Source organism: Hylemonella gracilis str. Niagara R (genome assembly GCF_000600295.1).
In the GTDB taxonomy this organism is placed as follows: Bacteria; Pseudomonadota; Gammaproteobacteria; order Burkholderiales; family Burkholderiaceae_C; genus Hylemonella; species Hylemonella gracilis_A.
This window is the reverse complement of record NZ_JEMG01000001.1, coordinates 586333-611928: the sequence shown is the minus strand read 5'-3', so window position 1 is coordinate 611928 and position 25596 is coordinate 586333. Positions and strand designations below refer to the sequence as shown.

At 66.1% G+C, this 25596-nt stretch carries 23 protein-coding genes; 9 read left to right on the top strand and 14 right to left on the bottom strand.

Annotated elements, in window-relative coordinates:
- Positions 1-5: 5 nt before the first annotated feature.
- Positions 6-1580, bottom strand: a complete 1575-nt coding sequence (locus AZ34_RS02820) for an ABC transporter ATP-binding protein (protein ID WP_051509480.1) — start codon at positions 1578-1580, stop codon at positions 6-8.
- 109 nt (positions 1581-1689) lie between these two features.
- Here AZ34_RS02820 and xdhA point away from each other — a divergent pair, with 109 nt between their 5' ends.
- From xdhA to AZ34_RS02805, 3 genes are all read left to right on the top strand, one after another.
- Positions 1690-3198: a xanthine dehydrogenase small subunit gene (xdhA, locus tag AZ34_RS02815; RefSeq protein WP_035604589.1), complete on the top strand. Its 1509-nt coding sequence runs from the start codon at positions 1690-1692 to the stop codon at positions 3196-3198.
- Positions 3195-5633, top strand: coding sequence for a xanthine dehydrogenase molybdopterin binding subunit (gene xdhB, locus AZ34_RS02810; RefSeq protein ID WP_035604587.1), 2439 nt, complete (start codon positions 3195-3197; stop codon positions 5631-5633). Before xdhA ends, xdhB begins: the two co-directional genes overlap by 4 nt.
- A gap of 156 nt (positions 5634-5789) precedes the next feature.
- Positions 5790-7205, top strand: coding sequence for a twin-arginine translocation pathway signal (locus AZ34_RS02805; protein WP_035604584.1), 1416 nt, complete (start codon positions 5790-5792; stop codon positions 7203-7205).
- Positions 7206-7257: 52 nt separating this feature from the next.
- On the opposite strand, the gene AZ34_RS02800 is transcribed toward AZ34_RS02805, so the two are convergent.
- From AZ34_RS02800 to AZ34_RS02770, 7 genes are all read right to left on the bottom strand, one after another.
- The gene (locus tag AZ34_RS02800) at positions 7258-8064 is read right to left on the bottom strand and encodes a LytR/AlgR family response regulator transcription factor (protein ID WP_035604582.1); all 807 of its coding nucleotides are present in this window, start codon (positions 8062-8064) and stop codon (positions 7258-7260) included.
- Between the two features lie 16 nt (positions 8065-8080).
- Entirely contained in the window at positions 8081-9136 is a 1056-nt protein-coding gene (locus tag AZ34_RS02795) for a sensor histidine kinase (protein ID WP_035604579.1), read from the bottom strand.
- The gene (locus tag AZ34_RS02790; protein ID WP_035604572.1) at positions 9133-9423 is read right to left on the bottom strand and encodes a 2TM domain-containing protein; all 291 of its coding nucleotides are present in this window, start codon (positions 9421-9423) and stop codon (positions 9133-9135) included. Before AZ34_RS02790 ends, AZ34_RS02795 begins: the two co-directional genes overlap by 4 nt.
- A 31-nt stretch (positions 9424-9454) precedes the next feature.
- Positions 9455-10495, bottom strand: a complete 1041-nt coding sequence (locus tag AZ34_RS02785) for an alpha/beta hydrolase family protein (RefSeq protein ID WP_081767050.1) — start codon at positions 10493-10495, stop codon at positions 9455-9457.
- Positions 10492-10785 (bottom strand): 2TM domain-containing protein, encoded by a 294-nt coding sequence (locus AZ34_RS02780; protein WP_035604569.1) that lies wholly within the window; start codon positions 10783-10785, stop codon positions 10492-10494. The genes AZ34_RS02785 and AZ34_RS02780 overlap by 4 nt, the downstream gene beginning before the upstream one ends.
- 46 nt (positions 10786-10831) lie before the next feature.
- Complete coding sequence (locus AZ34_RS02775) at positions 10832-11377, bottom strand: DUF6622 family protein (RefSeq protein ID WP_035604566.1); 546 nt, start codon at positions 11375-11377, stop codon at positions 10832-10834.
- A 135-nt stretch (positions 11378-11512) separates the two neighbouring features.
- Positions 11513-13450 carry an alpha/beta hydrolase family protein gene (locus AZ34_RS02770; RefSeq protein ID WP_051509479.1) on the bottom strand — a complete coding sequence of 646 codons (1938 nt, stop codon included), beginning with the start codon at positions 13448-13450 and terminating at the stop codon, positions 11513-11515.
- A 304-nt stretch (positions 13451-13754) separates the two neighbouring features.
- Here AZ34_RS02770 and AZ34_RS02765 point away from each other — a divergent pair, with 304 nt between their 5' ends.
- The 3 genes from AZ34_RS02765 to lpoB are packed head-to-tail and all read left to right on the top strand — an operon-like array spanning position 13755 to position 16265.
- Complete coding sequence (locus AZ34_RS02765) at positions 13755-15206, top strand: COG3014 family protein (protein ID WP_035604563.1); 1452 nt, start codon at positions 13755-13757, stop codon at positions 15204-15206.
- A 10-nt stretch (positions 15207-15216) separates the two neighbouring features.
- Positions 15217-15624, top strand: coding sequence for a DUF1425 domain-containing protein (locus tag AZ34_RS17495; RefSeq protein ID WP_051509478.1), 408 nt, complete (start codon positions 15217-15219; stop codon positions 15622-15624).
- Between the two features lie 8 nt (positions 15625-15632).
- Positions 15633-16265 carry a penicillin-binding protein activator LpoB gene (lpoB, locus tag AZ34_RS02755; protein WP_051509477.1) on the top strand — a complete coding sequence of 211 codons (633 nt, stop codon included), beginning with the start codon at positions 15633-15635 and terminating at the stop codon, positions 16263-16265.
- Between the two features lie 32 nt (positions 16266-16297).
- Here the strand turns inward: lpoB and xdhC are convergent, their stop codons facing one another.
- From xdhC to argP, 5 genes are all read right to left on the bottom strand, one after another.
- Positions 16298-17164, bottom strand: coding sequence for a xanthine dehydrogenase accessory protein XdhC (xdhC, locus tag AZ34_RS02750; protein ID WP_035604561.1), 867 nt, complete (start codon positions 17162-17164; stop codon positions 16298-16300).
- A 106-nt stretch (positions 17165-17270) separates the two neighbouring features.
- Positions 17271-17939 carry a thiol:disulfide interchange protein DsbA/DsbL gene (locus AZ34_RS02745; RefSeq protein WP_035604559.1) on the bottom strand — a complete coding sequence of 223 codons (669 nt, stop codon included), beginning with the start codon at positions 17937-17939 and terminating at the stop codon, positions 17271-17273.
- 70 nt (positions 17940-18009) lie between these two features.
- Positions 18010-18585 (bottom strand): SPOR domain-containing protein, encoded by a 576-nt coding sequence (locus AZ34_RS02740; RefSeq protein WP_035604557.1) that lies wholly within the window; start codon positions 18583-18585, stop codon positions 18010-18012.
- Between the two features lie 74 nt (positions 18586-18659).
- Positions 18660-20354, bottom strand: coding sequence for an arginine--tRNA ligase (gene argS, locus AZ34_RS02735; RefSeq protein ID WP_035604554.1), 1695 nt, complete (start codon positions 20352-20354; stop codon positions 18660-18662).
- Between the two features lie 327 nt (positions 20355-20681).
- Positions 20682-21599: an HTH-type transcriptional regulator ArgP gene (gene argP / locus AZ34_RS02730; RefSeq protein ID WP_035604551.1), complete on the bottom strand. Its 918-nt coding sequence runs from the start codon at positions 21597-21599 to the stop codon at positions 20682-20684.
- A gap of 228 nt (positions 21600-21827) precedes the next feature.
- Between argP and AZ34_RS02725 the strand changes: the two genes are divergently transcribed.
- Both AZ34_RS02725 and AZ34_RS02720 read left to right on the top strand, forming a co-directional pair.
- The gene (locus tag AZ34_RS02725) at positions 21828-22475 is read left to right on the top strand and encodes a LysE/ArgO family amino acid transporter (RefSeq protein ID WP_035604547.1); all 648 of its coding nucleotides are present in this window, start codon (positions 21828-21830) and stop codon (positions 22473-22475) included.
- Positions 22476-22576: 101 nt separating this feature from the next.
- Positions 22577-23233: an intradiol ring-cleavage dioxygenase gene (locus AZ34_RS02720; RefSeq protein ID WP_231495445.1), complete on the top strand. Its 657-nt coding sequence runs from the start codon at positions 22577-22579 to the stop codon at positions 23231-23233.
- A gap of 34 nt (positions 23234-23267) precedes the next feature.
- On the opposite strand, the gene AZ34_RS02715 is transcribed toward AZ34_RS02720, so the two are convergent.
- Positions 23268-24170 (bottom strand): LysR family transcriptional regulator, encoded by a 903-nt coding sequence (locus tag AZ34_RS02715; protein ID WP_035604543.1) that lies wholly within the window; start codon positions 24168-24170, stop codon positions 23268-23270.
- Between the two features lie 72 nt (positions 24171-24242).
- Between AZ34_RS02715 and AZ34_RS02710 the strand changes: the two genes are divergently transcribed.
- Positions 24243-25565 carry a sulfatase gene (locus AZ34_RS02710; RefSeq protein WP_035604541.1) on the top strand — a complete coding sequence of 441 codons (1323 nt, stop codon included), beginning with the start codon at positions 24243-24245 and terminating at the stop codon, positions 25563-25565.
- Positions 25566-25596: the final 31 nt, after the last annotated feature.

The window sequence follows — 25596 nt, the reverse complement described above, 5'->3', positions numbered from 1 at the left end:
GGGGATCACACCGAACCATGTTTTTCCTTTTCCTGGCCGACCGACTTCGGCCACAGCCCCGACATCCATTCACCGATCTGCTCCGGCGTGGCCTGCGCGGTCGGCAGGCTGGGGCTCAGGCGGCCTTGCGCGATGACGACCAGGCGGTCGCAAATCTCGAACAGCTCGTCCAATTCCTCGCTGACGACCAAGACCGCGCAACCCGCGTCGCGCAAGGCCAGCAGCTCGGCACGGATCTGCGCCGCCGCGCCCACGTCCACGCCCCAAGTCGGTTGCGACACGATGAGCAGCTTCGGAGCCGCGTCGATCTCGCGCCCGACAATGAATTTCTGCAAATTGCCGCCCGACAAGGACTTGGCGGCAGCCCCCGCTCCGCCATGCGGCCCGCCCGCCTTCACCTTGAAGCGCGCGATCACCGAGGCGGCCTGAGCGCGCAACGCGCCATGGCGCAACCACCCCCCTTTGACGTGTTCGCGACGGGTGAGCGGCAGGTTGTCCGCCAAGCTGAGCACGGGTACCGCGCCGCGTCCCAAGCGTTCTTCGGGCACGAAATGCAAGCCCAGCGCGCGCCGCCGGTCGGGCCCCAAGGCTCCCGCGGCGTGGCCAAAGATTTGAATGGCGTGCGGCACGGCGCGGCGGTCTTCGCCCGACAGCGCGTACAGCAGTTCCTTTTGTCCGTTGCCCGACACACCCGCGATGCCCAGCACTTCGCCCGCGCGCAGCTCGAAACCCACGCCGTCCAGGTCAACACCGAATTGGTCTTCGCGCGGCAGACTCAGGCCCTGCACGCGCAGCACCACATCGCCCGCAGCGCGCGCTTTATGTTCGAGTGCGGGCGGCTCCGCGCCGATCATCATGCGACTCAGCGAGGCATTGCTCTCTTGACGAGGATCACACACGCCCGTGACCTTGCCCCCGCGCAGCACCGTGCAGGCGGTGCACAGGGCGCGAATTTCGTGCAGCTTGTGGCTGATGTAGAGGATGCTGCAACCCTGCGCCGAGAGCTGGCGCAACACGACAAAGAGCCGCTCCACCGCCTGGGGCGTCAGTACCGAAGTCGGCTCGTCCAGGATCAGCAGCTGCGGTTCGCCCAGCAGCGCTCGGATGATCTCCACCCGCTGCATCTCGCCCACCGAGAGTGTGTGCACCGGGCGCTGCGGGTCGATCTCGAGCCCATATTCGGCCGCCTTCTCGCGGATACGGGCCGTCACCTCGGCCAAGGTTTGGCGCTGGTCCAGGCCGATCCACACGTTTTCCGCCACGCTCAGCGTGTCGAACAGGCTGAAGTGCTGGAACACCATGCTGATGCCCAGGGCGCGCGCCTCCTGCGGATTGCGGATGCGCACCGGCTGGCCGTTGTAGCGGACCTCGCCCTCGTCGGCCTGCACCGCGCCATAGACGATCTTCATCAGCGTGGACTTGCCCGCGCCGTTCTCGCCCAGCAGGGCATGGATTTCACCGGGCTGCACGGTCAGCGAAACGCCGTCGTTGGCCACCACGGCCGGGTAGCGCTTGGTGATGCCTAAGAGTTCAAGGCGGGGCGGTGGCGGCAGGGGCATGGCGTCGTGCAAAAGAGGCATTAGCTTAAGCGATAACTGTGCCAATTCAGACCCCCACAGAAGGACAGCGGCGCGCCACGCAAGGCCCGGGAAGGCTGGTATGGTACGAGGCTTGCATCGCTCGCCCGCCATGAAACATCCCGTTTTGCAGTTCGTCCATCGCGGCGAGATCGTCCGCCTGGGCGACATACCCCCTAGCCGCACCTTGCTGGAAGTCCTGCGCGAGGACCTGCAGTGCACAGCCGTCAAGGAAGGCTGCGGCGAAGGCGACTGCGGGGCCTGCACCGTGGTGCTGGGTGAGGCCGAAAACGGCAAGCTGCGCTACCGTGCCATCAACAGCTGCATTCGCCTGGCGCATTCGGTGCAAGGCCAAGCGGTCTGGACCGCCGACGATTTGACGACCGGCATGGTGCCGGTTGCGACCACGGGTCCGTCGCACCTCAACGCCACTCCGGCACCTGGGCAGGAGCGTCCCGCCTTGCACCCCTGCCAGCAGGCCATGGTGGACTGCCATGGCAGCCAGTGCGGTTTCTGCACGCCGGGTTTCGTGATGAGCCTGTTCGGCATGTACCAAGGCAAGGTGCTCAAGGGCAAGGCGATGGATCGCTCGACCGCCCAGGCTGATCTGTCGGGCAACCTCTGTCGCTGCACGGGCTACCGCCCCATCCTCGATGCGGCGCAGCACATGGCCGACTTGCCGCGCGTGCAGGTGGACGAAGCGGCGGTGTTGCGGCAGTTGCGCACCTTGACGCCTGAAACGAATCCGAGCTACCTCGCCCCCGCCACGCTGGCCGAGTTGCTGGCCGCGCGCGCCGCGTTTCCCCAGGCGCAGATCGTCGCGGGCACGACGGACGTGGGCTTGTGGGTGACGAAGCAGTACCGGCAGTTCGACCAGGTTCTGGACGTGACACGCGCCGCCGAGCTGCGGCGCATCGAGCGTTATCCCCAGCACATCGCCATCGGCGCGGCCGTGCCGCTGCAGGACGCCTACGCCGCGCTGGAGGCCGACCGGCCGCAACTGCGCAAGTTCGCCGAGCGTTTCGCCGGCCTGCCCGTGCGCAACTCGGGCACCCTGGGCGGCAACGTCGCCAACGGCTCGCCCATCGGCGACTCCATGCCCCTGCTGATCTCTCTGGGCGCCAGCGTCGTTCTGATGGCTGCGCGCAAGGGCCACATCGTGTCCCGCGAACTGCCGCTGGAGAGCTTTTACACCGGCTACCGCAAAAACCAACTCGCGGCCGACGAATTGCTGGCCTGGATCAAGGTGCCTTTGCCCCTCAACACCGAGAAGCTCAGGGTCTACAAAGTGTCGAAACGCCAAGACGACGACATTTCCGCCGTCTGCCTGGCCCTGAACCTGCAAGTGCAGAACGGCCTCATCACACAGGCCCGCATTGGCGCGGGCGGAGTGGCGGCAACACCCGCGCGCGCTTTCCAGACGGAAGCCGCCCTGGAAGGCCGCCCCTGGACGCGGGCCAGCCTGGAACAAGCCTCCAAGGTGCTGGCCCGGGAGTTCGCGCCCATTACCGATATGCGCGCCAGCGCCGATTACCGGCGCGGTCTGCTGACGCAACTGCCTTTGCGCTACTGGGAAGAACTCGAGGGTGACGAGCCTGTGCGCCTGGAGGATCTGTCATGAGTGCCAACGACACCGCGAATCTTCCACTCAGGGCCAACGCCAGCGGCCAGTCCTTGCCCCACGAAAGCGCGCGCCTGCAGGTGCAAGGTCTGGCGCCCTACATCGACGACCTGCCCGAACTGCGCGGCACGCTGCACGCGGCGCCCATCCTGTCGCCCATCGCGCATGGGCGTCTGCACGGCATCGACGCCCAGCTCGCGTTGGCCATGCCCGGCGTGGTCGACGTGGTGCTGGCGGCGGACATCCCCGGCGACCGATACCTCGCGACGCCTGCGCACGACGAACCGATTTTCGCCATCGACACCGTGCAACACGTTGGCCAGGTTGTGGGTCTGGTGGTGGCCCGCACCGTGATGCAGGCGCGCCGCGCTGCGTGCGCCCTGCAGCGGCAATTGGCCAAGGACATCGACGCCCTGCCCGCCGTGCTGGACGCGCGCACCGCGCACGCGAATCAAAGTTATGTGCTGCCACCGGTGACCGTGCAGCGCGGCGCACCCGACGAGGCCCTGGCCCTGGCCGAGCACCGCCTGAGCGGCAGCTTCGAGGTCGGTGGCCAGGAGCATTTCTACCTCGAAGGCCAGATCGCCTACGCCCAGCCGCAAGAAGGCGAGCGCGGCCACAGGCAATGGCTGATCCACAGCAGCAGCCAGCATCCGGGCGAAGTGCAGCACTGGGTGGCGCACGCGCTGGGCCTCGACGGGCACGATGTGCAGGTGGTCTGCCGCCGCATGGGCGGCGGCTTTGGCGGCAAGGAAACGCAGGCCGGGCATCTGGCGGTCTGGGCCGCGCTGGCGTCGCGCAAGACGGGCGCGCCGGTGAAGCTGCGGCTGGACCGCGACGATGATTTCATGGTCACGGGCAAGCGCCATCCCTTCGCCTACGACTACGAGGCTGGCTTCGACGGCACCGGCCGGCTCACAGCGCTGCGGCTGATCATGCTGGTGAACTGCGGCTTCTCCGCCGACCTGTCCGGCCCCGTGGCCGACCGCGCCATCTTTCACAGCGACAACGCTTATTACCTCAGTGACGTGAGCATCCGCAGCTACCGCTGCAAGACAAACACGCAGAGCCACACGGCTTTCCGAGGCTTTGGCGGGCCACAAGGCGTGATCGCCATCGAAACCATCCTGGGCGACATCGCGCGCCACCTCGGACAGGATGCGCTGGACGTGCGGCTGCGCAATCTGTACAGCGACGAAGTCATCCCGCCGCGCAACGCTGCCGAGCCCGTGAAGCGCCGCGACACCACGCACTACCAGATGCGCGTGGAGGACAACATCTTGCAGCCCTTGATGGGCGAGCTTGAAAAGACCGCACGCTACCGCGAGCGCCGCGCCGAGATCGCTGCCTGGAACCGCACGCATGCGGTGATCAAGAAAGGCCTGGCCCTTACGCCGGTGAAGTTCGGCATCAGCTTCACCGCCACGCTTTTCAACCAGGCCGGCGCTCTGGTACATGTCTACGCCGATGGCAGCGTGCTGGTCAACCACGGCGGCACCGAGATGGGCCAAGGCCTGCACACCAAGATTGGCCAGATCGTGGCCGACGAACTGGGCGTGCCGAACGACTGGGTGCGACTCTCGGCCAGTGACACCGCGCGCGTGCCCAACGCCAGCGCCACGGCGGCGTCCAGCGGAACCGACCTCAACGGCCGCGCCGCGCAGTTCGCCGCGCGCAGCGTGCGCGACAACCTGGCGGCCTTCGTCGCCGGACTGGACCATTGCGGCGCGGGTGAAATCCGTTTCGTCGGTGGCCAAGTCTTGGGCCCAGGCCGAGACGGCCAACCCTCCATGCGCGACTTCCGTGAGGTGGTGAAGGCGGCTTACGCCAACCGCATCCAACTCTGGAGCGATGGTTTCTATCGCACGCCCAAGATTCACTACGACAAAACCACGCTGACCGGCCGACCCTTTTATTACTTCGCTTACGGCGCGGCGTGCAGCGAGGTCGCCATCGACACGCACACGGGCGAGACACGCGTGCTGGCGGTGGACATCCTGCACGACGTGGGCCGCAGCATCAACCCGGCCATTGACCTGGGGCAGGTGGAAGGCGGCTTCATCCAAGGCATGGGCTGGCTCACCAGCGAGGAGCTGGTGTGGGACGGCCAGGGGAAACTCGCCACACATGCGCCCAGCACGTACAAGATCCCCGCGACAGGGGATTTGCCGCCACGTTGGCGCGTGGACTTCTGGCCCGAGGCCAACCGCGAGGACAACGTGCACGGCAGCAAGGCCGTGGGCGAACCCCCCTTCATGCTCGCCGTCAGCGTGTGGGAAGCGATACGCGATGCGATCGCGGCGGGGCGGCATGCGTCACGGAGCCAACCCACCACCCGACCCGACGGCGACACGGCCCGCTCAGGCAAGAACGCCCCAGTTCTCATCGATGCCCCTGCGACGCCCGAGCGCGTGTTCAGGGCACTGCGAGCCTGAGCGGCCCCTCGCGTCCCGCCAATTCCAATTGCTAACGCGAACGGGCGCAAGGCGGACCTGGGACAAACACCTGATGAGACTCGTCCACTGCGCGACATCCAGCGGTCAAATGCGGCGCTTACCATCGCGGACCCGCCTCGTTACCAGGAGCGTCCCATGCTGTTCACACGCCGTGCCGCGACCGCCGCGGCCCTCATGCTGACCACGGCCCTGAGCCTGTTGGCCGGCTGCGCCGCGCCGAGCGACTCATCTTCCATGTCCGATTCTTCCGCGACCTACCCGCCCATCGTCTTCGTGCACGGCAACGGCGACAGCGCCGCGCTGTGGCTGACCACGCTCTGGCGCTTTGAATCCAATGGCTGGCCGCGCGAGCGCCTGCATGTCATCGAGCTGCCTTACCCGCTGGCGCGTGACAACGACACCAAGGCGCAGCCGGGCCGCAGCGGCACCGCCGAGCACATGGCCTACCTGAAGGCTGAAGTCGAGCGGGTGCTGCGCGCCACGGGTGCCTCGCAGGTGGTGCTGATGGGCAACTCGCGCGGCGGTTACGCCATCCGCAACTACATCCAGAACGGCGGCGGTGCGGCCACTGTCTCGCACGCCATCCTGGGCGGCACGCCCAACCACGGGGTCTGGGCCATCAAGGGCTACAACGAAGGCAGCGAGTTCTCGGGCACCGGCGCCTTTCTGACTGGACTGAACGCGCCCAAGAACGCCACCGGCGATGAGGTCACCGGCCCGGTGCGCTGGATGACCGTGCGCAGCGACAACAACGACAAGTACGCGCAACCGGACGGCGTTTGGATCGGCGCCAAGGGCACGCCGACGAACGTGGGCTACGACGGCCCCGAACTCAAAGGCGCGCGCAACGTGGTCATCGCGGGCTTGGACCATCGCGAAACCTCGTTCGCGCCCACGGCGTTCGCGGCGGCGTTCCAGTTCCTGACCGGCCGTGCGCCCGAGGCGGACATCGTTCCCGAGGCGCGGGTGGTATTGAGCGGTACCGTCTCCGGTCTGGGCCTGAACCCCAACGACCCCGCCAGTGGGGACTATGTGAACAACCTGCCGCTCGCGGGCGCTGAGCTGACCATCTACGAAACCGAGGCGACCACCGGCCAACGCCTGGGCGCGCCGGTGTACACGCACAAGACTGGACCCGACGGACGCTGGGGTCCGTTCAACCCTCGCGCGGGCGTGGCCCATGAGTTCGAGCTCAAGGCCACGGGTTACGCGACCACCCACATCTACCGTAGCCCCTTCCCCCGCTCCAGCGGCATCGTCAACCTGCGCCCCGAACGCGTGACGGCCGCCGCCGACAAAGAGGCCCAGGCCCTGGTCATCTTCACGCGCCCGCGCGGTTACTTCGACGCCCGGCGCGACACCGTGCGCTTCGATGGCAGGACGCCGCCGCCCGGCGTGCCGCCTGCAGGCGCGGGCGTGTCGAGTTCACGCTTGCGCCTGGACAGCGCGGCCGACCGCGCGATCACGGCTGAGTTCAACGGTGAACGGCTGGCAGGCCGCGTCTGGCCTGCGGCGGCGGGCCATGTGTCGGTGCTGGAACTGAGCTACTGAATGATCGAAGGCCTAGCGGGCTCCGAGAAGGCACACTCCAAGCGGTTCGCGCTCACATGGCCTTGAACAAATGCGCGTAGAGACGGCTGACCGGCAATTTTTCCGGTCTCGCCTTCAAGGCCAGGGACAGCTTGCCCGCCTCGTCGCGAAGCACGCTCTCGATCGCGGTGGCGCGCACCACGGTGCCCCGGTGCACTTGCCAGAAGACGGACGGTTCCAGCTGCGGGAGCAATTCCTTCAAGGGCGTGCGCAGCAAGACCTCGTGATCGGCCGTCACGACCCGCAGGTACTTGTCGGCGGCCTCGAAGTAGAGGACGTCCTCCATCGGCACCAGACGCAAGGTGTTGCCCACGCTGGCCTGGATCACCTTCAGCGGCGACGAGGCCTGGGCCGTCGCATCAGGCGCGGCAGCGTTCAGGGCAAGCAGGCTGCGCAGCTGCGCCAGAGTGCGGTCCATCGCGGGCGCGGCGTGACGCGTCAGCAGCTCGCGCAGCTTTTCCACGGTCTTTTGCAGGCGCGCGGGCTGCACGGGCTTGAGCACGTAGTCAACGGCCTGGGCCTCGAAGGCCTGCACGGCGTACTGGTCATAGGCGGTGACGAACACCAGGGCGGGAAATGGCAGCTCGCGCGGCCAGGCGTCCGCCAGGTCGACCGCGGCATCCAAACCGCCCAGGCCCGGCATGCGGATGTCGAAGAACAACACATCGGGTCGGTGTCTCAAAGCGGCTTCCACCGCCGCCGCGCCATCGCCCACAGTGGCAACGATGGCCAGTTCTGGCCAGGCACGCGCCAGTTCGGCCTGCAGTGCTTGGGCCAGCAGGGGCTCGTCTTCGGCGATCAAGGCGGTCGGCGTGCTCATGGGATCTCGTGCGAATTCATGCACTCAGCGGCAAGGTGATGCAGGTGCGCGCGCCCGCGCCGGGTGCGCTCTCAAATTGATAGCTGGCAGCATCACCGTACAGCGTGGCCAGGCGCTGGCGCACTTGCGCGAGGCCAAAGCCACCAAGGCCTCGGTCCGCGCCGCCAGATTCAGCCACCGCCTGACCCACGCCACTGTCACGGACTTCCAGCACCAGCCGCGTGCCGTCACGACGCGCTTGCACCTCGATGCGGCCGCCTTGCACCTGGGGCTCCAGCCCGTGCCGGATGCTGTTTTCCACGATGGGCTGCAACAACAGAGGCGGCACGGCCTGCTTCGCCAGCTCCGGGGGCATGTCCAATTCGTAGGCCAGGCGTGGTCCCATGCGGATCGCCATCAAGGCCAGGTAATCACGGAGCCGGTCAAATTCGGTTTGCAGCGAATGCGTGGTGGTGCGCGACGCGTCCAGCGTCGCGCGCAGGTAGGCGATCATGTGGTCCAGCATCTGCTGCGCGCGAGGCGGGTCCAGCGCGATCAGCGCGTGCAGATTGGCCAAGGTGTTGAACAGCATGTGCGGCTCGAGTTGCGTTTCCAGCAGCTTCAGACGAGCCTCGTCAGCATGGCGCTGCGCCTCGTTCATCTTGCGCTCAAGATGGCTGCGCCGCGCCGCGCTCAAGAAGTAATAGCTGCCGGCGATGCCCGCCAGCGCGGTGATCAGCACCGATTGGCGCGCCTGCGCCACCGGGTCCGGCCGTGGGCCGCCGTGCAGCCCTAGCGTTCTGCACAGCGTGTCCCCCAGCGCCGTGCCGACGAAATAGCCGATCGCGATGCCCACGCCCATCAACACCACGCCCTCCAGCCCCCGGGGCCAGCCGGTCTCAGCCGCTGAAGGCAGGAGATGGCGCGGAAAGTCGATGCAAGCCCAGGTGATCAGCCCGATGCACAGAGAGTAGACCAACAGCACGCCATAGCTGCGCTCCGGCAAAAAGGCGTACTGGATGGTCGCGATCGCCAAGCAGAAGGCCAGCACCTGCAACAAGTGCCGCAGCTTCGCGACGGGATCGATCCTCATCGCTGGGTACGCCGCAGACGTTCGCGCTCGCGTTCGATCAGGCGCTCACGCACGCCGCTGCCAGGACCCAGGACAAAGACCGCGATGCCATGCAGCACCACGCCCAGTCCCCAGCCCAGCGCTGGGTAGACGCTCCAATGCCGGTGGCCCACGCCGAACTCTGAGAGGACAAAAAAAGCCCCGTTGAACAGCAGGTACACGCCGGCATGGACGTACCAGCCCAGCTTGGCGCCCGCGCGGCGGCGGGCGAGTCGTTCGATCTGTTCGGGGCTGAGAGGGGTAGCCATCGTGAAGATTCTAGGTTTTAGGCACCACGTTCTAGGGCAGCAGGTGTTGTTCCAGGTATTGGATGATGCGTTCATGGGCCTGGGGCACTTGGGCACGGTCGAAACCGGGCGGGTCGGCCAGCAAGCGCGCCACCTGTCCGCTCAGGTCTGGGACTTGCGGGGAAATGAGTGACCCATGCCCAGCCGTTGGCAAGTCCATCACCAGGGTGCAAGGGGCGCAGGCCTGGCGCACCGGGTCCACGTGGTAGGCCGGCTTGAGCCAGGCATCCTGCGCATTGCGCACCAGCCCCAGCGGCACGGCGGGCCGCGCCAGGGACGCCAGGTCGAAGTCCGCCGCGAAGGGCACTTCGGCCACGACGGCCGCGATGCGCGGGTCGGTGTGTCCGTACCACTGCGTGTCGTCCAGCAAGAAGCCGATGAAGAAAAGCGCCACCGATTTCTTCATACCGTCGGCCCAGTTGCCTTTCAACTCCAGTGTGAGGCCCACGCAGGCGGTGAAGTCATCGTCGATGTGGGCCTCGCAATGCGCGCGCAGTGCCGAAGGCGACCAACGCCCGCCCGCCAGCGTCAGCGCGGTGTGCCCGCCGGCGGACATGCCCCACATGCCGACACGATCCAGTCGCACCAGGGGCGCGAGCTGCGGGTCGGCGCCCACCACGTCGATGGCACGGGACACCTCGTGCGGACGCCGTTTCCAGGACGGGGGACCGATCATGCCGTGGTCGTGCCAGTTGTCGCCTTTGTGTTCGGGCAGCGCGACGACAAAACCCGCCCGCACCAGTCGGATCGCGAAGTCGCTGTAGATCCAAGGCGAACCACCCGAGCCATGCGAGAGCACCACCAATCGACCATTGCCCCGCGTGGGCGTGGCATCCGCTGCGACCTGGATGGTGAAAGGCCCGCGCACCGTGGGCTGGGCCGGTGCATCGCTCGGGTAGAAGACCGTGACCGGCCCATCGCCTGACAAGCCAGGCAACTCTCGCAAGCCCACTTGGGCTTGTGCCGCGACGGCCGTGAAGACTGCTAGGCAGGGCAGGAGGCTTCGCACTTGGCGCCAGGATGGAAAGTTCATGACGGCGTGCCTCCGGGCTGTTTCATCAGCCGGCGGCGCTCGCGCTGCACCAGGCGCTCATGCACGCCAGTGGTAAGCACGAACACCACCAGGCCGTGGATCGCAAGGCCCATGCCCCAGCCCATCGCCGGATAGATGGCCCAGCCGCGCGGGCTCTGCGCCGACAAGAACATCAGCAGCAGGTTGACGGCAACGTAGATGGTGGCGTGGATGTACCAGCCCAGCTTGGCGCCCGCGCGGCGGCGGGCCCGGCGCTCAAGGTCGTTCATTTCAGGGTCATGGGATCGCATGGTGCTGCTCCTGGGTGCGAGGATCGGTGTGTGTAGACGGTCGAATTCAGACGGCAAAGGCGCGGCGGTTCGGCAAGGCCAACTTCCAGAGCCGAGCGGCACGGCCGACGAAAAGACCGGTGAAAGCACCGTACAGGGCGGCCACGGTCCATGCATAAGAGGACTCATGCATCAGCTGCGGGGCCATGACCAGGTCCACACCGACGACATACTTCACCAGGAAAATCCCCAACATGAGCAGCAAGGGCACCACGCTGCCGGGAATGGCGTAACTGCGGGTGGCAGCGTCGTAGCGGGCACGCGCTGGCAAACGCGCCACGAGAGCGAAGACGGTCAGGGCCACCATGATCCAAACACCCAGAGCCTGCGCCAGCAGGGGCGAAGCGCGCAAGGCAGACACCGTGCCCCAGATGGAAAACGCGGTCATGGCCAGCGGCATCAAGGAGACACGAGTCAGACTGGCCTGACGATCCTTCAGTTGGCTGGCGCCCAGCACGGCCAGGCCAGCGGCGACACCCCAGACCCAGCCTGGCGTGCCGTGGATGACGGTTGGCAAGGCTTCAGGGTGTTGAACGATGAGTTGAATCAGCATGGACTACTCCTGTGGTCGATGGGCGCACTCTGCAGCGCCCGCCCCAGGATGACCAGCGGAATGTGACGAAATGGGGATGGCGGGGTGTGAAATGCCTCCGATGAAGAGCAAGACGTGGCCGTATTTAGTCTTTACTTAGCGGCTTGTACTGAGCTGCGATGGTGTGGCGCGCAGGTTTTCGTCCAGGAAGGACTCCATGGCCGTGAAGAACTCAAGGCGATGCTCATAGCGACTCAGGTAATGGTCGCCGCCTTCCTGCTCAATGTAGCGGTATGGCTTGCCGGCACGCTTCAGCGCCTTGACCATGGCTTCGCTCTGCTCAATAGGAACTGCACGGTCCACAGTGCCATGCACCAGCAGCACGGGTACGCGGATGTGCTCGGCCTGGCGCGCCGGCGAGGTGGCCTGAAGGCGCGCCCGGTCCCCCCAAAATCGTCCGATCTGTTCCTCGCCCCATTCATCGCCTCCAATGTAGTTGCCCCAATGCCTGATCAGGTCGGGCAAATCCGACACACCGGCGAAACTCACCGCGCATCGGTACAGCTCAGGCGTTTTCACCACGCCCATGAGCGCCGCATAGCCGCCGTAACTCGCACCGACGATGCACACGCGCGCGGGATCCGCCACGCCTTGACTGACCGCCCAGGCCACGCCATCGGCCAGGTCATCCTGCATTTCCAACCCCCAACGTTTGAGACCGGCAGCACGGAAGTTGTATCCATAGCCGTCAGAGCCGCGGAAGTTGACCTGCAACACCGCATAACCGCGACTTGCCAGGAACGCCGTCCATGGGTCGAAGTCATCATCGTCCGCAATCTGCGGCCCGCCGTGGGGTAACAACACCAAGGGCAGCGGCGCGCCGCCATCTCCGACAGCCCGATCCTTGGGTAGGGACAAAAAGCTGTCGAGTTCGAGACCATCACGGGCCTTGATTCTCTGGCGCCACTTGCCTGCAAGCAACGTCACGTCAAGATCGGGATAGGTGCCCCCCAGTAGCGTGACTCGACCTGTCCGGCGATCGCCCATGTAGAACTCGCGCGGCTGTCGACTGCTTTCCGAGCTGATGAGATACAGCTGCCCGTCGCGGCTGATGTCGATCAGCAGATTTTCACGCTGCGGCAGGGCGGCATCGATGGCCTGCATCTGCGCGCGCCAGATGGGCTCCCACAATTCGGCACGTATCTGGCCGCTCTCATCGTCGTCAGGACTACGCCGCAAACCAATCACCTCCTGGGTGACGGGCGAGCGCAGCAGATCACCATGAACATCCTGTGTAGGGTGCGCAAACCGCAGGGTTTTCTTGAGCGATAGGTCATCGAGTCGCACCGAAAACACTGCACGGCGGCCTTCGTGGGCAGCCAGGACATAAAGCTCATTGGGATCCTGGCCAAAGCCCAACGGCCAGACTTCGTCTTGCCCAAGACTGAAAGTCCAAAGCGTACGCCATTCCTTACCATCGGCACTGGCCACGCGCACCTCGGATGTTCCGTCTTCGTGCCGCACACCTGCGCGCACCCGGCCCTGCGCATCCGTCACCCACCACTGCACATGGCGCTCAGGCACTTTAATGATCGTTCGTTGTCCGGTGTTGACGTTGACCTTGTAGACGGCAGGCGCCTCTGAACCCGGATTCGACAAGGCCAGCAGCAGGTGCTGGTCATCGGTAGGCAACCAGTCGATCACCCGATCCTGGATCTGCCTCACGATGGTGGCGCGGCGTGCACTGCCTGACACACTGTCTGCTCGCACGAGGTTGACAACTTCGCCCCCCTCGGCCTTGATCGACAGCAAACGTGTCTCAATCGTCCCCACAAAATTGCGTCGCGAGGCGAACCGGAGGCTGACCACGATACGATCGTTGTTAACCCAACGGATCCAGTTGAAGTGGTACTCCTTGTTGTCGCTGTGCAGCAATGCTTTCGGAGCGTCGTTGCTTGCAGTGGCACGCGTCACGAGGTAGGTGCTACCGCCACGGTTCATCAGCATGGCGAGCTTCTGACCATCAGGGGACAGCGTCACCTGTGACAGCAACGGCAGGGCCGCGAATCGCTCCAGGGCCAGCGACTTGTTCATAGGCTGGACTGCATGCTGGGGCCGGATCTCGAGATCGCCCGCGTGCGCCTCGGACTTTAAGTTCGCCAAAACCACGGCTACCGTGGCGGCGAATACAACCATAACGAGTTGTCGGCAACGCCGCACGCGAATACTTTGTGCCATCTGCTTCCCTGTCACCTAAAGAAGTAAGTATGCCAAACCAACGTATCCAGGCGGGAGAACGCTGCAGTCAGCAACGAATGTCAATGAGTTTCGGTATCAACCGCCTGTCTGGCTTGGCTTGCAGCACAATCCATGCATGTCTGCAAACGATTCGCGGCCGATGGATTCACAAATCGCGAAAGGGATCCAGCAGTTGCCATGGCGCCCTTTTCTCACCACACTGATTGTTTTCCTGCTGGCGGGCTGCGCGGGCAGCTCCGTCTTCGTACCTTACCCCGCCACGGCCCAGACCTACCGGCAGGCCCTGGAAACCGGCAAACCCGAAACCGCCGTCAAGGCCATAGGCAGCAAGACCAAGAGCGCCGACGGTACGCTCTACTTGCTGGAACGCGCGCGCATCCAGCAACTAGAAGGCCAGACCGAAGGCAGCAAGACCGACTTTGCGGCGGCGATTGCGCGCTTCCAGGCCCAGGACGATCGCGCCACCATCTCGGCCTCGGCGCTGGCGACTTCGGGGCTGAGCCTCTACAGCAACGACAACGCGAGGCCTTACCAGGGGCGCACGTATGAACGCGTCTTCGTCCACCAGTACCAGGCCCTGAACTACCTGGCACAAGGTGATGTGACCGGCGCGCTGGTGGAAGTCCGCCGCGCCAACCAGGTGCAGGTGGAGGCGCTGGCCAAGAAGGCCAACGCGGTGGACGAAGCGCGGGAGAAGTCAGAACGAGAAGCCCAGTCCAAGGGACTGAACGCCGGCGACTACGACAAGTTCTTCAGCGACATGGACCTGGCCGCAGGTCGCGTCAAGTCCGGCTTCCAGAACGCGGCGACGTTTTACCTCTCGGGCCTGATCTACGAGGCCACGGGCCAGGCCAACGACGCCTACATCGACTACCGCAAGGCACTCGAGATCGTGCCCGACAACCCTTACCTGCGGCAGGACGCGGTACGCAGCGGGGCGCGGGCCGGCATGGACGATGTCCAGAAACTGGCCCGGCAGTACCAGATTCCCCTGCCCAGCCGACCCACGGCAGCCGACGCGGCGCAAGGCGAGCTGGTGGTCTACCTGGAGGAAGGGCTGGCGCCCGTCAAGCAAGCTGTCACCATCCCGGTCTACACCAACCGCACCGCCAACTATGTCAGCTTCCCAGTGTACCGCTCGGTCGCCGCGCCTCAGCCCCTCACACTCACGGTGAACGGCCAAGCACATCAGACTGCCTTGTTGACCGACACCCGCGCGCTGGCCGTGCGCACGCTCAAGGACGAGGTCTGGGATCTGCTGGTGCACTCCTTCCTGCGCTTGATCGCCAAGCAGGAACTGCAACGCAACGCCATGCGCAGCAGCCAGAAGAGCGACGAAGCCCTGTTGTTGGGCCTCGCCACCATGCTCTTTACAGTGGCCACGGACCAGGCGGACCTGCGATCCTGGCTCACCCTGCCCGGCAGCGCGCAGGTGCTACGCCTGCCGCTGGCCGAAGGGGAACATCAGATTGCCCTGCCTGGTCGGCCCGGACAGGAACCGATCAAGGTCGAGGTGCGCAAAGGCAAACCCACGCTGCTGCACCTGACCGTTTTGCCGGGTAGTATCTACAGTCGGGTTTATCCTCTGTGATGGAGTCACCATGAAACAAGTCCTGTTCTTTCCCTTTCTGGCGGGCGCCGGACGCGTCGGCCTGCCCTTGCTCTTGAGCCTGCTGCTGGCCGCCTGCGGTTCATCCACGCTGATTGACTACCGCGGAGGCGCTTTCGAGGACGACATTGAGGTCGAAAAAACATCCCTCTCACTGGTCGAGGGCGGCTTGCCGTTGGCGCGTGCCGTATTGGTCAATGACAGCCGCAAGGAACTGAAGTTCGAATACAAGTTCGTCTGGCTGGACACCGAAGGCGTGCCGCTGGACGAAACCGATCGCCCCTGGCGGCCGGCCAAGCTGGCGGGCAAGGACCGCATGACGGTCACCGGCACGGCACCTTTTGACCGTGCACGCCGCTTCCAAATCCAGATCCGCGAACCGCAGGAAATCACGAAGTGAGCCTCCCCATGAACCTCATCCTTGCCAACAAACTGAAAACCTCTGCCTCCACGGCCCTGCTGGCCGTCGCCGCGCTGGGCCTGCTTGGCCTGTCCGGCTGCGCCTCCAAGGTGGAATACGGCGACGCCACCGGCGTGGAAACCGTGAACACCGATTTCGGCTCCAGCGATCTGCAAATGATCGCCGAGAAGATGGTGGACGATCTGCTGTCCTCGCCCGCGATGCGCGACATCGCGCCGAATGGCGAACGCCCGATCTTGTTCATTGAGAGCATCAAGAACAAGACGATCGAGCACATCGACACCGAGTCCATCACTGACACCATCTCGACCAAGCTGCTGAATTCCCGCCGCTTCCGCTTCGTGGACATGAGCCGCATGGACGCGGTCCAGAAGCAGTTGGACTACCAACGCAACAGCGGCCTGGTGGACGAGACCAAGGCCGCGCAGATGGGCCGCCAGCTGGGCGCCAAGTTCATGCTCTACGGCAACCTGGCCTCCATCACCAAGTCAGCCGGCTCGACGCGCGACGTGTACTACAAGTTCACGCTCAAGCTGTCCAACATCGAAAGCGGCATCGTGGAGTTCCAGAGCGAGAAGGAAATCCGCAAGACCCGCAAGAAGAGCCTGTTCGGCGGCTGAGCCGAACCGCGCCCCGTGCCCGGGGCGCGCCCTCAGCGCGGAGGCCAGCCGGGCAGCTGCAGCAACTGCGCCGCCACCGCCACCGCGATCACCTCGGGGCGTTTGCGCAAGGCGTCGGCGATGCCCGGCACGCCGATGGGGCAGGTGACGTGGGCGAGATCCGCCTCGTCGAACCCGCGCGCCAACAGTCGGTGGCGAAAGGTCGCCCACTTGGTCCGGCTGCCGATCAGACCGATGTAAGGCAGATCATCCTGACTGCGCACGCGCTTCAGACATGCGGCCAGGATATCCAAGTCTTCCGCGTGGCTGAAACTCATGATGAGCACGGCGCTGCCGGGCGCCAGCGCGGGTACGGCGGCTTGCACGGGCTCCGAATGTTCACAACGCAGACGCCCGGCGCTCGCCACGATGTCGGTGGGAAATATGCCTTCCCGGCTGTCGATCCAGTGCAGCGCGAACGGCAGACCGGCCAACTGCCGGGCCAAGGCCTGGCCCACATGCCCTCCGCCAAACAGCGCCACCGGCAGCGTTGCGGGGTCGGCGTCCAAACGCGCAGGCAAGTGCTCTGCCTCGTTGGCGTCCAGCAGTTCGTAGCGCAACCAGACCACGCCCCCGCAGCATTGGCCCAGACTGGGGCCCAGGGCCTGGCGTTGCGCTTCATCGGACAACGCGGCCCTGCCGGCCAGCAGGGCTCGGGCGTGGGCGATGGCTTCGAACTCCAAGTGTCCGCCGCCGATGGTGCCCGTCACCCCATGGATCGGTTCGGTCGATTCATGATCCCCAGCATCGGCAGCCGCCTGCGGCTTGACCAACATCCAGGCGCCCACTTCGCGCGGGGCCGACCCTTCGGCGCGCACGATGCGCACCAGCACTGCGGCGGCACGGGGAACAGAGGCCATGCGCGGTGTTTCCTTCTGGGAACTCGGATGAACCTACGGGACTGTGAAAGTTCAGATCCGACCCTGCACGCCCCTTGCCCTCGCGCTGGCGTGGGCAGGCGCCGCGTCAGCGGCCTTTCTTGACTTCGCCCGCGAGGTAGTCAACAACCTGCAGCGACCGGTCCATGCTGCGCGTGAGCGATGCATCGGTGTAATACCGGCCCGCCACGCCCAGGGCCGGCACGCCGTCGACTTGGTAGGCGCTCACCAGCTGGTTGGCGCGCCCGACCTTGGCCGCGACGCTGAAGGAGTTGTAGGCGTCCGTGAACTGTTTCTTGTCCACCCCCTGGGTCGCGAGCCAGTCGGCGATGCCGGCCGGATCTTCCAGACGCTGGCGGTCAATGTGGACGGCGCGGAACACCTTGGCGTGCAACTGGTTCAACTGGCCCAGGGCTTCGAGCGCGTAGAACAGCCGCTGGCGGGTTTCCGGGCGCGGCCCCACGAAGGCCACGGGCACACGACGCAGCACCACGTCCTTGGGCAGGCGGCGACTCCAGGCTTCGAGCGTGGGTTCGAAGGCATTGCAATGCGGGCAGTAATAGGAAAAGAACTCCACCACCTCGATCTGGCCCGGTGCCGTTTCCACGGGCGCGGCCTGCTTGAGCGGCAGGTAGTCGCGGCCGCTTTCGAAGCCCGAGACCTGGGCCGATGCGCTCAGGGGAAAGGTGGCCGGCAAGGCGACGGCACTGCCCAGTCCGGCGGCGGTCAGGGCGCGGGTGAATTCACGGCGTTGCATGGTGTTGGGACTCCTGGTCGCGATTTCGTTGATGGGACGGCGCTGGGGGACGGCGGGTGGTCTGCCGCGCTCAACGCTGGCCGCGCACCTGGGCGGTCTGCTGGCCAGCGGCCTTGAGCTGGCTCTCGGCGCGATCGGCGTCTTCCTTGCGTTCGTAAGGACCCACGCGCACGCGGTAGATCTGGCGGCCGGACGCGTCCTCCGCGCGCAAGACGCGCGCCTGCACGCCGGACAGGGAAAGACGCGCGCGCTGGGCCTCGGCGTCCTCGGGCTTGTAATAGGCCCCGACTTGAATGAAATAGGCCAGGGTGTTGGGATTGGCGGCCTTGTTGTCCTCGCTGATCTTGGCACGCGCCAGGTCGCCCAAGGGGTCAGTCGACTTGGCCGGCGCCGTCACGGGCGCGGGTGTCTCGGGCTCGGCCGGTGCCGGGGCGGGACGGGTCTTGGTGGCCAAGGGCGCGTTGGGCTTCCAGTCCTTGTTGCGCTCCTGCTCGGCCGCGTCCTGTTCGGGCGTGCGGTTCTGGCCCTTGTTCATGAAGGGCACAGGCGTCTTGGTCACGTACAGCGCGACCAGCAGGGCCACGGCCAGGCCGACGACAACGCCGATGATGAAACCGAGTAGCGTGCTGCCGCGTTGCTTGTTCATATCGCAGGAATGGGTTGGAGAAAATTCAATGAAGATGGGATGCAGTGCGGACGGAACAACCAGCGCCGCCGCGCTTACATCTTCTCGGGAGCGCTCACGCCCAGCACGGCCAAGCCGTTGCGCAGCACCTGCGCGGTGGCGGCCACCAGGGCCAGGCGGGCGCGCTTGACGGCCTCGTCCTCCACCAGAATGCGCTCGGCATCATAGTAGCTGTGGTAACTGGCGGCGAGATCGCGCAGGTAAAAAGCCACATCGTGCGGGGCGAAATCCTTGGCGGCGCCAGTCAGCATGTCCGGGTACTGGGCCAGCTTGAGCATCAGCGCATGCGCGGCCGGCGTGTCCAGCGCGGCCAGATCGGCTTCGCGCAGGGTGGCCGGGTCGCCGCCGTCCTTGTCCTTCCACGTCGCCAGCACCGAGCAGATGCGCGCATGCGCGTACTGCACGTAGTAGACAGGGTTGTCGTTGTTCTTCTGAACCGCAAGATCGACGTCGAAGGTGTACTCCGTGTCGGGCTTGCGGCTGAGCAGGAAGAAGCGCACGGCATCCTTGCTGGTCCATTCGATCAAGTCGCGCAGCGTGACGTAGCTGCCCGCGCGCTTGCTGATCTTCACCTCTTCGCCGCCGCGCACCACGCGCACCATGGTGTGCAGCACGTAGTCGGGGTAGCCCTCGGGGATGCCGACGCCAGCGGCCTGCAGGCCGGCACGGACGCGGGCGATGGTGCCGTGGTGGTCCGTGCCCTGGATGTTGACGACCTTCTGGAAGCCGCGCTCCCACTTGCTGATGTGGTAGGCCACGTCCGGCACGAAGTAGGTGTAGCTGCCGTCACCCTTGCGCATGACGCGGTCCTTGTCATCACCATAGTCGGTGCTGCGCAGCCAGAGCGCACCATCTTGCTCGTAAGTCTTGCCGGCGGCGCGCAGCTTTTCAACTGCCGCGTCCACCCGGCCACTCGTGTAGAGGCTGGACTCCAGGTAGTAGTTGTCGAAGCGCAGGTTGAAGGCTTGCAAATCCAGGTCTTGTTCATGGCGCAGGTACGCCACGGCGAACAGGCGCATCCCATCGAGGTCGTCCACCTTGCCGCTGGCCGTGTAGCTGCGGTCATCGGCCTGCACGGTCTTGCCGGCCATGAAGTCGGCAGCGATGTCGGCGATGTAGTCACCGTTGTAGGCACTCTCGGGCCAGCCCGCGTCACCGGGCTTGAGGCCGCGCGCGCGCGCCTGCACGCTGACCGCCAGCGTCTGGATCTGCACGCCCGCGTCGTTGTAATAGAACTCGCGGTAGACCTCCCAGCCCTGAGTGGCGTAGAGGTTGGAGATCGCATCGCCCAGCGCCGCCTGGCGGCCATGGCCCACGTGCAGGGGGCCGGTCGGATTGGCGGAGACGAACTCCACCATCATGCGCTGACCTTTTTCCAGTTGCGGCGCCCGATGGCCGTAGCGCGGCCCCGCGCCCAGCACCTCGCGCACGATTTCCTGCTTGGCGGCGGGCTTGAGCCGGATGTTGATGAAACCCGGCCCGGCGATTTCCAGCGCCTCCACCCAGATGGCGAAGGCGGGCGTGGCCAGCAAGGCGCGCCGCAGTTCCTCGGCGACCTGGCGCGGTGGCTGCTTGAGCGCTTTGGCAATCTGCATGGCGGCGGTGGTGGCCAGGTCGCCATGCTCGGCCAGTTTGGGGGATTCGAACGCGGCGCGAGCACCCGCGCCGGGCAGCAGCTGTTCCAGCACGATGGACAGGGTCTGGAGCAGCTCGTTTTTGACGGACAACATAGGGGAGTGATTCTACTGACCCCACCCCTGCACGCTCGCTGCGGAGCACCCCTTCTGTGCCCAACACACACCCACCTTACCAATGGACACATTGCGTCGCCGCAACAGCGCAGCCTGCCCGGGGATGGCCCCCTGGCGCCACCAAACGGCACACAATCAAAACAGGCCATCCCTTCCGCCGCTGCGCCAAGCACCTATGCTGTGCACCGGTTCAGTGCCTGTTTCTCCCCGAATATGGCCTGAGCCGCTTCTGTCCTTGACCCCCGCCGCGGCACTCCTCCCACTCCTCCTCCAGCCCGGCGGGGTTCTTTTTGAGGCTGAGCACCCTCAATCCAGCTTGCGCGCCGCCTGCTTCACGGCCGCCGTCAACATCTGCGCCGAGGGGGATTCACGTGCCCAGTGTTGCCAGTACAAAGCCACATCCACCGTCGCGCCGGGCAGCAGTTCCTCGAAGGCGCCTTCCGGCTTGTCCCGCCGGGCCGCCAGCGTGTGGGCCGGCACCATGCCCCAGCCCAGGCCCAGGGCGATGGCGGTGTCGAAGGCTTCCACCGAGGGCGCGTAGTGGCGCGGGTAGGGCGGCTGGCGCAGGCCGAAATGCTGCTCCAGGTAGGTGTCCTGCAGCGCGTCCTTGCGGTTGAAGATGACGGCCGGCTGCGCCAGCAGCTGGTGGATGGACAGCTGTCCCTTGCGGTCGCGGCATGCCCGCGCCAGAGCGGGTGCGGCCACGCCGTGGTAGCGCAGCACGCCCAGCGGCTCGGCCAGGCAGCCGCGCAGGGGCGCGACCAGGGTAGTGACACAGCCCAGCACGTCCCCGCTCTTGAGCGCGTCGTGCGTGTGGTCCTGGTCGTCGATCATGATGTCGAGCAGCAGGCGCTGGCGCGCCAGCACCGGCGCGACGCCGGGTAAAAACCAGCTCGCCACCGAATCGGCGTTGATGGCCACCGGCAGGGTCTGCCAGGCGCGGCTGCCCGTCCCGCCGTCCACGCTGCCCACGCCCTGCAAATTGGCCAGCAGGTCGGCTTCCATGGCACGCACCTGCTTCACATGCGCCAGCAGGGCCTGCCCAGCCGCCGTGGCGCGCACCGTCTTGCCCCGCACCAGCAGACGCCGGCCCAGCTCGGCCTCCAGCGACTTGATGCGCAGGGACACTGCCGCCAACGTGAGGTGCAGGGCCTGCGCGGCAGGGCCGAAACCGCCGTGTTCGACCACGGCGGCCAGGGCGTCCAGTTGTTTGGCGTCCAGCATGGTCAAGCTCCTGACAAAACAGCGACGAACAAAGCAACAAGAAGGAAGCGGTCGGCAGAACAGAGATGTCCTCAAAGCCGCAATCGCTCAATTAATTATTGAGTTTACTAAGTTTAAGTTAAAAGTATTAAACAAAAGCAAAGACAAGGACATACTGCAACCCATCGTTTTCCGCCGCTGCTCTCGGCGTTCCTTGCTCAAGCGCCGACTTGTCCTTCAGGTGTCCTCATGTCCTTCGCTCTGCCTGTCTCCCCCGCCTTCCTCTCCGGCATGGTGCTGAGCCTGTCCCTCATCATGGCCATCGGCCCGCAAAACGCCCATGTGCTGCGCATGGGCCTGCAGCGCCAGCACCTGGCCCTGACCGTCGCCATCTGCGTTCTGGCTGACGTGGTGCTGATCGCCCTGGGCGTGTTCGGACTGGCGCAACTCGGCGGTCTGTCTGACAAGTTGCACGGCGCGCTGGTCGGCGCGGGCGTGCTCTTCCTGGCGGTCTACGGCTGGCAGGCGATGCTGCGTTTCCTGCGCCCCGCACCGGTGAGCCTGGACGCCGCCGCCCTCCAGCCCCCGGCCATGACCCGCCGCCAGGCCGTGCTGTCCGCGCTGGCTTTCTCCTGGCTCAACCCGCACGCCTGGCTGGACACGGCGGTGCTGATCGGCACGGCCTCCCTGGCCTATGGCGTGAACGGTGGCCCCGGCCCGGCCGTCTTCGGCCTGGGCGCGGCCACCGGCTCGTTGCTCTGGTTCGTCGGCCTGGGCCTGGCCCTGTTCTGGCTGGGCCGCCGGCTGAACTCGGTCGCGGTCTGGCGCGCGCTGGATGGTCTGGTTGCGCTGATGATGTGGGGCACGGCGCTGTGGTTGGTGCTCAGCCTCATCTGATGGCCTGACGCGGCCGTCCGGCCCGTCTGGCCGCAGCAGGCCGCGACCGGTCGAAAGGCTTATGCGGCCAGGGAAAAGTCCGCGTGCGCACAATGCCGCGCATGCGCCGCCGACACCTCATCGCCACCTCCCTGACTGCCGCCGCCTGCCTGGCCGCGCCCGCGCTCGCCACACCGGCGCGCACGCGGCTGCCCCGCCTGACTGAGGGGCCGTTCTACCCGCCGCGCGCCTGGCGTGCCGACAGTGCGCTGTGGCCCGACCAGGATGCCGACCTGACCACCGTGCGCCGCAAGGACGGCGTGCTGCGCGCGCAAGGCGAGGGGCTGGGGCTGGAAGCGCAGGTCGAGGACAGCCAAGGCCGCGCCATCGACGGCGCCCAGGTCGAGATCTGGCAATGCGACGCACGGGCCGTCTACCGCCACCCCAGTATGTCCGCAACCCCGGGCCGCTTTGACCCGGGCTTCCAGGGTTACGGCGCCACGGTCAGCGGGACTGGCGGCGAACTGCGCTTTCGCACCATCCGCCCCGTGGCCTACCCCGGGCGCACGCCGCACATCCACCTGAAGATCACGCACGCCAGTTTCGGCTCACTGACGACACAACTCTTCGTCGCCGGTGATCCGGGCAACGCACAGGATTTCCTCTGGCGTCAGCTCGACACAGCGGCGCAGCAAGCGGCCTCGATGCAACTGCAACCCGCGCCCGACGGCAGCGGCTTGCGCTGGCTGGTCCGCCAAGCCCTGGTCGTGCCGGTCTAAGCAGACTGCAAGCCTGGGGCCAGGCCGGGCCGCCTCAGACCGAAGCGGCGTGAGTCAGGATGGCGTCCCGGATCGCCAGGAAACCTGGGTCCTCCAGCAGAGGTGCGCGGCACCACAGGTAGATGGGGCGTGGCTGGGACGGTACCGAGAGCTGGAGTTCTTGCAAGGGAAAAAACGCCCGCAACAGGCGTATGGGGTAATGCGGCAACACTGCGAGGTGCCCCCCTGCGGCCAGGATGCGCAACAGCACGACGGCCTCGCCCAGCACCGCGATGTCGGTTCGCGGGCTGTCCACCCCGGCGGCGCGCAGCATCTCAGCCACGTCCAGGTCAAAGGGCGAGGCCGTGCCCAGGCTGATCCAGGGCATGCCCTGCGCGTCGCCCGGGTCCAGCCGCCCGCGCGCGGCCAGCGGATGCGTCTGGCCGCAGAAAACGCCCAGATCGTCCTTGACCATCAGACAGCGCTCGATGCCCGGCGGCGGCTTGTCCAGCCAGGAAGGCGCGATCACCAGGTCCTGACGGCCGTCGATGAGCTGCTCGACCAGCAGGTGCGGCCGGTCACTCTGCACACGCAAGGCCATGTCGGGGAACTGCCCCTGCAGCACCTGCACCAGGCCCGGCAGCAGGGCGGCCCCGACGATGGGGCCGCTGCCCAGGCGCAATTGCCGGTTCAAGCCGCCGCGGTGGCGCGCGCTGACCTCGGTCGCGTCTTGCAGCCGGCGCGCGATGGCGCGGCCTTCCCGGGCCAGCATTTCGCCCAGCGGCGTGCTGCGCACCCCAAAACGGCTGCGCTCGAACAGCGCGCCGCCAGCCTGCATCTCCAGCGTCTGCATGTTGTGCGTCAGCGTGGGCTGGGTCAGGTGCAGGTGACGGCTGGCTTGGGTGATGGAGCCTTTTTCGAGGATGGTGGCCAGTTGGACCAGATGGCGTGGGTCCATCGGAATTTTTTAGTTCAAAAGGTCAATTTTCAATTTTACAGATGGGTGGTGGCTGCCTAAGCTGGCCCCGCCATGAAACCCAATCTGATCTACATCGTCGCGGACGACCTGGGCTACGCCGACCTGGGCTGTTATGGCGGTCGCCCCGCCGGCTTCGGACCCGTCTCGCCGAACATCGACGCCCTGGCCGCAGGCGGCTTGCGCCTGAGCGAGGGTTATTCCAATTCCCCTGTCTGCTCTCCCACCCGCTTCGCGCTGATGACCATGCGCTACCAGTACCGCCTGCGCGGGGGCATGGAAGAACCAATCAACAGCAAGAGCAAGGGCAACCCCCGGCTGGGCCTGCCCACTGATATGCCGACCCTGCCTTCCTTGCTGCGCGAGGCCGGTTATGCCACCGCGCTGGTGGGCAAGTGGCACCTGGGTTACCCGCCCAATTTCGGGCCGCTGCGTTCGGGTTACGAGGAGTTCTACGGCATCATGGCCGGCGGCGCGGACTACTTCACGCATTGTTCGGGCCGGGGCGACCATGACCTCTTCCTCGGCGAAGAGGAGCACCACGAAATCGGCTACCTGACGGACCTGCTCTCGCAGCGCGCCCTTGACTACGTGACGCGCCAGGCGCCGCGCGCCCGCGAGGGCCAGCCCTTCTTCCTGAGCCTGCACTACACCGCGCCACACTGGCCCTGGGAAACACGCGACGACGCGCACCTGGCCGCCGAAGTGGCGAGCAACCTCTTCCACCTCGACGGCGGCAACGTCGAGACTTACCGACGCATGATCCACCACATGGACGAGGGCATCGGCCAGCTCGTGGCCACGCTGCGCGCGCAAGGCCTGCTGGACAACACGCTGATCGTCTTCACCAGCGACAACGGCGGCGAGCGCTTCTCCGACAACTGGCCCCTGGTCGGCGGCAAGATGGACCTGACCGAGGGCGGCATCCGCGTGCCCTGGGTCGCGCACTGGCCGGCCGTGATCCCCGCCGGCAGCGTGAGCGAGCAGCACTGCATGACCATGGACTGGTCGGCCACCCTGCTTGAGCTCGGCGGCGGCCGGGCCCATCCGGACTACCCGCTGGACGGCGTGTCGCTGGCCCCGGTGCTGCGCGACCCCGGCCACCGCTTCGAGCGCCCGCTCTACTGGCGCATGAACCATCGCGGCCAGCGTGCGCTGCGCCTGGGTGATTGGAAGTACCTCAAGGTGGATGACCACGAATACCTGTTCAACGTCACGCAAGACGCCCGTGAACGCGCCAACCTGGCGGCCAAGCATCCCGAGCGTTTTGCCACCCTGCGCCAGCAGTGGATGGACTGGGCCAGCACCGTGCCCGACATCCCCGAAGACGCCACGGTCAGCCTGGGGTATTCCTACAAGGACATGCCGCAGCGCTGACCTCCATTTCCCCAACCCGAAGAGGAACTCT

Bases quoted from the DNA above. Each gene is read 5' to 3' on its own strand.
- AZ34_RS02820 (WP_051509480.1), bottom strand. From the start codon at position 1,580: ATGCCTCTTTTGCACGACGCCATGCCCCTGCCGCCACCGCCCCGCCTT.
- xdhA (WP_035604589.1), top strand. From the start codon at position 1,690: ATGAAACATCCCGTTTTGCAGTTCGTCCATCGCGGCGAGATCGTCCGC.
- xdhB (WP_035604587.1), top strand. From the start codon at position 3,195: ATGAGTGCCAACGACACCGCGAATCTTCCACTCAGGGCCAACGCCAGC.
- AZ34_RS02805 (WP_035604584.1), top strand. From the start codon at position 5,790: ATGCTGTTCACACGCCGTGCCGCGACCGCCGCGGCCCTCATGCTGACC.
- AZ34_RS02800 (WP_035604582.1), bottom strand. From the start codon at position 8,064: ATGAGCACGCCGACCGCCTTGATCGCCGAAGACGAGCCCCTGCTGGCC.
- AZ34_RS02795 (WP_035604579.1), bottom strand. From the start codon at position 9,136: ATGAGGATCGATCCCGTCGCGAAGCTGCGGCACTTGTTGCAGGTGCTG.
- AZ34_RS02790 (WP_035604572.1), bottom strand. From the start codon at position 9,423: ATGGCTACCCCTCTCAGCCCCGAACAGATCGAACGACTCGCCCGCCGC.
- AZ34_RS02785 (WP_081767050.1), bottom strand. From the start codon at position 10,495: ATGAACTTTCCATCCTGGCGCCAAGTGCGAAGCCTCCTGCCCTGCCTA.
- AZ34_RS02780 (WP_035604569.1), bottom strand. From the start codon at position 10,785: ATGCGATCCCATGACCCTGAAATGAACGACCTTGAGCGCCGGGCCCGC.
- AZ34_RS02775 (WP_035604566.1), bottom strand. From the start codon at position 11,377: ATGCTGATTCAACTCATCGTTCAACACCCTGAAGCCTTGCCAACCGTC.
- AZ34_RS02770 (WP_051509479.1), bottom strand. From the start codon at position 13,450: ATGAACAAGTCGCTGGCCCTGGAGCGATTCGCGGCCCTGCCGTTGCTG.
- AZ34_RS02765 (WP_035604563.1), top strand. From the start codon at position 13,755: ATGGATTCACAAATCGCGAAAGGGATCCAGCAGTTGCCATGGCGCCCT.
- AZ34_RS17495 (WP_051509478.1), top strand. From the start codon at position 15,217: ATGAAACAAGTCCTGTTCTTTCCCTTTCTGGCGGGCGCCGGACGCGTC.
- lpoB (WP_051509477.1), top strand. From the start codon at position 15,633: ATGAACCTCATCCTTGCCAACAAACTGAAAACCTCTGCCTCCACGGCC.
- xdhC (WP_035604561.1), bottom strand. From the start codon at position 17,164: ATGGCCTCTGTTCCCCGTGCCGCCGCAGTGCTGGTGCGCATCGTGCGC.
- AZ34_RS02745 (WP_035604559.1), bottom strand. From the start codon at position 17,939: ATGCAACGCCGTGAATTCACCCGCGCCCTGACCGCCGCCGGACTGGGC.
- AZ34_RS02740 (WP_035604557.1), bottom strand. From the start codon at position 18,585: ATGAACAAGCAACGCGGCAGCACGCTACTCGGTTTCATCATCGGCGTT.
- argS (WP_035604554.1), bottom strand. From the start codon at position 20,354: ATGTTGTCCGTCAAAAACGAGCTGCTCCAGACCCTGTCCATCGTGCTG.
- argP (WP_035604551.1), bottom strand. From the start codon at position 21,599: ATGCTGGACGCCAAACAACTGGACGCCCTGGCCGCCGTGGTCGAACAC.
- AZ34_RS02725 (WP_035604547.1), top strand. From the start codon at position 21,828: ATGTCCTTCGCTCTGCCTGTCTCCCCCGCCTTCCTCTCCGGCATGGTG.
- AZ34_RS02720 (WP_231495445.1), top strand. From the start codon at position 22,577: ATGCGCCGCCGACACCTCATCGCCACCTCCCTGACTGCCGCCGCCTGC.
- AZ34_RS02715 (WP_035604543.1), bottom strand. From the start codon at position 24,170: ATGGACCCACGCCATCTGGTCCAACTGGCCACCATCCTCGAAAAAGGC.
- AZ34_RS02710 (WP_035604541.1), top strand. From the start codon at position 24,243: ATGAAACCCAATCTGATCTACATCGTCGCGGACGACCTGGGCTACGCC.